General features: G+C 57.3%; 3 protein-coding genes, 1 pseudogene and 1 CRISPR repeat array. Of the genes and pseudogenes, 2 read left to right on the top strand and 2 right to left on the bottom strand.

The window, feature by feature from the left end:
* Positions 1–59 precede the first annotated feature (59 nt).
* Positions 60–1,800: direct repeats of the CRISPR family, unit length 28 nt; unit sequence GGATCATCTCCGCGTGTGCGGAGCAGAC.
* Between the two features lie 647 nt (positions 1,801–2,447).
* Positions 2,448–2,888 carry a hypothetical protein gene (locus OU11_RS08445; protein WP_033516150.1) on the bottom strand — a complete coding sequence of 147 codons (441 nt, stop codon included), beginning with the start codon at positions 2,886–2,888 and terminating at the stop codon, positions 2,448–2,450.
* A 296-nt stretch (positions 2,889–3,184) separates the two neighbouring features.
* Between OU11_RS08445 and OU11_RS08450 the strand changes: the two genes are divergently transcribed.
* Positions 3,185–5,023 carry a DUF4012 domain-containing protein gene (locus OU11_RS08450; RefSeq protein ID WP_081963543.1) on the top strand — a complete coding sequence of 613 codons (1,839 nt, stop codon included), beginning with the start codon at positions 3,185–3,187 and terminating at the stop codon, positions 5,021–5,023.
* Positions 5,024–5,242: 219 nt separating this feature from the next.
* Positions 5,243–6,178 carry a glycosyltransferase family 2 protein gene (locus OU11_RS08455; protein ID WP_033516152.1) on the top strand — a complete coding sequence of 312 codons (936 nt, stop codon included), beginning with the start codon at positions 5,243–5,245 and terminating at the stop codon, positions 6,176–6,178.
* An 80-nt stretch (positions 6,179–6,258) separates the two neighbouring features.
* On the opposite strand, the pseudogene OU11_RS08705 reads toward OU11_RS08455, so the two are convergent.
* Positions 6,259–6,746 (bottom strand): annotated as a pseudogene (locus tag OU11_RS08705) (hypothetical protein); the annotation flags it as partial.

Raw genomic sequence — 6,746 nt, forward strand, 5'->3', positions numbered from 1 at the left:
ATCATCTCCGCGTGTGCGGAGCAGACTCGTTAGCGTTCTGGAACGGCACCCACACCAGCGGATCATCTCCGCGTGTGCGGAGCAGACTACTAAAATCTACGGTTCAAACGTAACAAATGAGGATCATCTCCGCGTGTGCGGAGCAGACTTCATGAACGTGGTCTTCTGCTCGGGCGTCAGGGGATCATCTCCGCGTGTGCGGAGCAGACCGGGAGTGGTGCGAACGCACGGTTTCCTCCGCGGGATCATCTCCGCGTGTGCGGAGCAGACCGGTCGCATCGACCCGGTCACCGCGTCGGCGCGGGATCATCTCCGCGTGTGCGGAGCAGACTCGTTAGCGTTCTGGAACGGCACCCACACCAGCGGATCATCTCCGCGTGTGCGGAGCAGACTAGTCCCCCCAGAACAAGGCGTGGTTTCGGCAGGGATCATCTCCGCGTGTGCGGAGCAGACACCGTCATCTCCCGATGAAATGTCGCGGATCAGGGATCATCTCCGCGTGTGCGGAGCAGACCGGGAGTGGTGCGAACGCACGGTTTCCTCCGCGGGATCATCTCCGCGTGTGCGGAGCAGACCGGTCGCATCGACCCGGTCACCGCGTCGGCGCGGGATCATCTCCGCGTGTGCGGAGCAGACTCGTTAGCGTTCTGGAACGGCACCCACACCAGCGGATCATCTCCGCGTGTGCGGAGCAGACTACTAAAATCTACGGTTCAAACGTAACAAATGAGGATCATCTCCGCGTGTGCGGAGCAGACTTCATGAACGTGGTCTTCTGCTCGGGCGTCAGGGGATCATCTCCGCGTGTGCGGAGCAGACCGGGTTGACGCCGCAGGGTTTGCGGATCAATGGGGATCATCTCCGCGTGTGCGGAGCAGACCAAGGAGTATGGGAATGCGTAAGGATTATGATGGGATCATCTCCGCGTGTGCGGAGCAGACGCACAGGTAAAAGTCGTCGTACAGGTGCAGGTGGGATCATCTCCGCGTGTGCGGAGCAGACGTCACGCGCACGGACAGGCCCGGACGAAGGGCGGGATCATCTCCGCGTGTGCGGAGCAGACCGATACTGGTCGGCCAGATGCTCGCGTCGAACGGGATCATCTCCGCGTGTGCGGAGCAGACAGCGTGCGCCCGGTGGTGACTGTTATCGTGTCGGGATCATCTCCGCGTGTGCGGAGCAGACTGATAGAACGAGTTCCAAGTGTTCTGAATATCGGGATCATCTCCGCGTGTGCGGAGCAGACTCGGGTTTCCCGCGCTGAGTTGCGTGAGTTGCGGGATCATCTCCGCGTGTGCGGAGCAGACCACGCCGTTCGGGTTCGGGATATACAGGCTGCCCGCGGGATCATCTCCGCGTGTGCGGAGCAGACTTGGGTCAGGACACGGTGCACCGGCTGGCATGGGGATCATCTCCGCGTGTGCGGAGCAGACTCGGTTTTCCCGCGCTGAGTTGCGTGAGTTGCGGGATCATCTCCGCGTGTGCGGAGCAGACCACTGTTACGCTCCCTTGACCTCGATGTTCACGTGGATCATCTCCGCGTGTGCGGAGCAGACTCGTTCTGCGACACGCCGGCCCATTCCGTCCACGGATCATCTCCGCGTGTGCGGAGCAGACCTCACCCAGGTCCTGGCCACGCTCCAGCCGATGGGATCATCTCCGCGTGTGCGGAGCAGACGCCGACACCGCTGGCGGGGCGGTGCGCGCCCAGGGATCATCTCCGCGTGTGCGGAGCAGACTTCGCGAGCAACCCGACGGCGTGGATCGACCTGGGATCATCTCCGCGTGTGCGGAGCAGACAGTCGAATTTTACACCGATTCGGACCGCCTCGAGTCGTCAAAATATTCGATTGCGGCAATGAAGGAGATGTTGGATATCGCGAAATCCACATCTTGAAACAATGAATATCAACAATAGTTTCCTGGCCCGAGAAGTTCGGATGCGTTTACTAGCAGGTGTCTTACATCAATTTCCGCTCTCTCGATCTATTTGTGCTGCACGCGCAACAGATGAAGTCGTATGGATGAAATCGGCTTAATGGGATAGTCGGGGCGTTACGTAGTCCGTAGGCGAGGTAGGGAAATGCCGTTTCGGACGGTGTCGAGGAGACTTTCTTCTGATCGCAGGTTGGTGCGCCATTGGATTCAACGGTTGTGGTTTTGGTCGGACAACGTGCTGGCGCGGTGGTGAACGGTCGATCGTCTTCCGGGAAGACAAGGCTGTACAGGTGCAAAAGCATGGCGGAGGTAATGCACGCGTTGCTGCCTGAACGCCACAGTGCGGCAGACGATATCCGGGCCGGTGAAGGCCAAATTGAATGTTCCGTACCGTACCACAGGTGTTATTTGCGTCGCGATCCTTGGGAAATCAACCTTCCTGCAAGGAATATCACCCAGTGGTACGGTACGGAACGTTATATCGGTATCTATTGCGCTTCCGCGCGCCATCACTCCGCGTCGGCGGTCTTCTTGCGGCCGCGCTTCTTCATCGTGCCGGCCTTGGCGTCGGCGATGGCGAAGATGATGGCCTTGTCGTCAGGCTGTCCGATGCCAGGGATGGAACGGTAGTCGATCTCATCCTCGGACGGGTTGTGCAGGGTGAAGAAGCTGGCGATGGTGGTGACGACGGCCGGAACCTTGATGTTGATGGACGTGGTCTGCTTTTCCGCGGCCTTGCTGAATTTCACCGCGTTCGGTTCGTCGGCGTTGCAGGCCTGGATGGCGATCTGCTTGGCGGATTCGTTCACCAGCACGCGGACATGCGTGGGGTATTTCAGTTCGGCGGCGGTCGCCTTGTTGAAACGGACCACGGAATCGGTGATGGTCATGACGGCCTTGCTTGCGGGAGCGGAGAGCGAGATTTCCTGGAAACCCTGAAGTGATGCCATAGGAATTACCTCCATTTTGTTGTTTTAATTTGATGTATTTATTGTAAATGATTGATTCGTTTATTGCGTCCAATTTAGTGAAATTATTACGCTTGCCCGGCATACGGAACGATGGATATTATTTCTGTAATACTCCACCGGTCTGCCGCATGGTTGGGAAATGCGGAGGATTTGGTATCGGGCTGGTTCCGTTCGGGGGAGTGTGTCAATATAGGGTGCTGGATGGGGTCGTGATGCCGTAGGGTGGTCGACCGCGAGGCGCCGGACCGGCGGACAGCAACAGATAGGAGCACGGGATGGCAAAGCATTCTGTACGGCAAGGGACGCGTTCCGCGTCTCGCGCGCGACGGACGCGCAACATTGTTCTGGTGGTGGTCGGCGTAGTGCTGGCGTTGGCGGCTGTATGCGGATTCCTTGGATACCGGTTCTACCGGGAAGCGTTGCAGGTGCGTGACCACGAGCTGGCTGCCGTGCAGGCGTTGCAGGGACTGCAGGATTCGGAACAGCTCAAGGATACCGACGCGTTGAACGAGGCGGTCGCCCAGGCGCAGGAGCATGCGTCCGCCGCCAAGGAGATTACCGACGGTGGGTTGTGGAAGGCCGCGTCGTTCGTGCCGGTTGTGGGGGATGATGTGAAGACCGTGCGCGGCATGGTCGACGTGGTGGATGGCGTGGTCGGGCAGACGCTGCCGGTGCTCGCCTCGACCATGCAGAATCTGATGGGTGCGGAGTTGAGCGGCGGCGAGGGGCAGTTGAACCTGCAACCGATCATCGACGCGCAGGATGGGTTGGTCCGCGCCAATGAACTGATGCAGGAACAGGCGTCGGCCATCGAGGATCTGCCGACCCCGCATATCGGCATGGTCCGCTCGGCGTATGAGCAGGGGCGTGACCAGCTCACGAAGGTGGCGGATATGCTGGACGGGGTGAGCGGCATGGTGCAGGTGGCCCCGAAGATGCTGGGCGCGGAAGGCTCGCGCACCTACCTGCTGGTGGCGCAGACCACGTCCGAACAGCGTTCGGGCGGCGGTCTGGTCGGGTCCCTGGGTACGATGCATACCGAGCAGGGGAAGATTTCGGTGGGGGATTTCCATTCGAATACGGAATTCATCTCCCTGGGTGAGAGCGCTAACGAGGAGGAACATGACGTGTTTTCGGCGCCGTTGCGTTTCTCGATGGATATCCGGGATTTGTTTGCGGTTCCGGATATCTCCCGTGTGGCCGAGATGCTCGACAATGTGTGGCAGAAATCGGAATATGCGTGCCCGCTGGACGGCATCATCGTGATCGACCCCGTGTTTATTCAGGAGATGGTGCGGATCAACGGTGATATCACGTTGGATAATGGTTACGTGCTTACGGGGGAAAATACCGCGGAATTCATGCTCAACAGCATTTACAAGTGGTATGAGCCGCAGGAGCAGGACGGATATTTCGAATACGTGGCCGCTTCCGTAATGGATGGTGCCTTCTCCAATATGACTACCGATAAGATGCTGCAGGTTGTGCAAGCGATGGGTAGCTTGGCGGAGAATCGCCATTTCTATGCCTATACATTCCACGAAGATGAGGCGCAGTATTTCCAGGATGGCGGTTTGGCCAAGAGCGTGCCTTCCAGCGAATCCGAACCGGAAGTGGGCATTTACTTGAATGAGCAGCATGGTTCGAAGATGGGTTGGTATATCACGCGTGAGGGGACTGTGACCAAGACCTCGTGCAACGGCGACGGATCACGTACCTATCATGTGACGTACACGCTCGCCAACACAATCACGGATGAGGAACTTCAAACGGCGACCGATTATATTCTTGGCCCAACGCAGAATTCGGTCGGTAGCTCGTATGTCATGCAAGGCGGCACTTCGGTGCAACGTATGTTGTTCTATGCTCCTGCAGGTGGCACCATCACTGATTTCACATCGACGGGTAATGTGCAGGATCAAGTGAACAAGACGATGGATGGCAAGGAACTGATCACCAATGTGGCCTACTTGGAGCCGGGAACATCAGTGACCTATGAGTTCAATGTGACTACCTCGCCGAAAGCCACTTCCGACTTGAAGATTGATCAAAGTCCTGCAGGTTGGCTGGAATCCGGGATTGCGTATGACGTCGATGAGTGCCCAGCCGAATAACGCCATATGTGTATTGATGACGTCATTCGCAAATAGGCGTAGGCGATAGGTTCGGATCCCTTAGGTGTGTGCTGGGCTGCGGGGATGAACTTTCGGTGAAAGATGCCCCCTTCATTGCAGTGCATGCAATGCGCGAAGCATTGTTGGGTTATGCTCGATATATCCGGAGATGGTTGGTTATAAGGCAGGGAGACTTTGACAGTGCGAGAAGCGCCAAGAATGATGATTGTCGTTCCATGCTACAACGAAGAGGAAGCGCTCGCGGTAACCGCAGAGGCTCTTCGCGCCAAGTTAGAGGAGCTGAAGCAGGGCCGACTGATCCAGGAGACGAGTGGCGTTATTTTTGTGGATGACGGTTCCCATGACGGCACATGGTCGATTATTGAACGTTTGCATGGCCAGTTCCCAGATTTGTATCACGGCGTCAAGCTGGCACATAATCGCGGGCATCAGAATGCGCTGTATGCGGGGCTGATGCAGGCGTTGGCCTATGATGCTGACGCGTGCATATCTATGGATGCGGATCTGCAGGATGATCCCGATGCCGTGGATGAGATGATTCGGGAGTATCAAAACGGTGCCGAAATCGTGTTCGGCGTCCGTGATAATCGAGACACCGATACGGCATTCAAGAGGGGAACGGCTCACGCGTTCTATGCGTTGATGGGATGGCTAGGTACCGAGACAGTGCCCGATCATGCGGATTATCGCCTGATGAGTCGTGAGGCCTTGAAGGCGTTGTCCCAATACCGTGAGGTCAATCTGTTCCTCCGCGGTATCGTGCCATCGTTGGGTTTCCAAACAGCGAAGGTATACTACAAGCGTGGTACCCGTGTTGCAGGGGAGTCGAAGTATCCGCTCAAGAAGATGCTGACGTTCGCGTTGGAGGGCGTGACTTCATTCTCCACGAAGCCGCTGGCGATGATTACGGGAATGGGTGCTCTCTCCGTTCTGATCGGCATTGTGATGTTCATTTATACTCTGGTGTCGGTGTTTTCCGGTCACGCGGTTGCCGGATGGGGATCGATAATGTGTTCGATGTGGTTCTTGGGAGGTTTCGTCCTTCTTGCCATCGGCATCGTCGGCGAGTACATCGGGAAGATTTACCTCGAGGTCAAACAGCGTCCGCGCTACATCGTGGAAAAGTCGATTTGAATGGTGCCGCATAGATGGCCGCATAGATGAATGGGCGGACAGCTATAGCTGTCCGCCCATTCATCATTTGCGGTTAGCGGTCATCCCATTTGTTGACAGTTCTTGCAAAGCTGGGTGTGGCCCGCTTTCTTAGCTTGTGCGACTGTACCTGACGAGAGATGCTTCGCACGGGCTAACGAGGGACAGTCGCGATGGGTGTGATAAACCTTTCCTGAAGAGACCCACCACGCCTTCTGTGATTGCGACGGAGTCGTATTCTGCAGTGCACCGGTAGTGGTGTTGAAGTAATACTTTTTACCGTCGATGGTCTGGTTTCCGTAGACCATGCGTCCGGTGGTGCGGTCATAGAAAACGCGACGACCGTCAGACAGTGTCATCCAGCCGTACTTTACGGCTCCGGTTCCGGGGGTGAGGTAGTACCAGCCGCCGTCGATGTAGCGTTCGCCGTACTGCATGATGCCGGTGACCTCGTCGTAGTACACCCACTTCTTGCCGCCGGTCAGGTACACGAACCCGTGGGACATGGCGCCGGTGTGTTCGTCGAAGTGGTACCAGCCGGTGTGCTCGC

This window comes from Bifidobacterium pullorum DSM 20433 (assembly GCF_000771405.1).
GTDB lineage: Bacteria > Actinomycetota > Actinomycetes > Actinomycetales > Bifidobacteriaceae > Bifidobacterium > Bifidobacterium pullorum.

What these genes read in the sequence shown, in the direction of transcription:
- OU11_RS08445 (WP_033516150.1), bottom strand. Translation starts at nt 2,888, where the DNA reads ATGGCATCACTTCAGGGTTTCCAGGAAATCTCGCTCTCCGCTCCCGCA.
- OU11_RS08450 (WP_081963543.1), top strand. Translation starts at nt 3,185, where the DNA reads ATGGCAAAGCATTCTGTACGGCAAGGGACGCGTTCCGCGTCTCGCGCG.
- OU11_RS08455 (WP_033516152.1), top strand. Translation starts at nt 5,243, where the DNA reads ATGATGATTGTCGTTCCATGCTACAACGAAGAGGAAGCGCTCGCGGTA.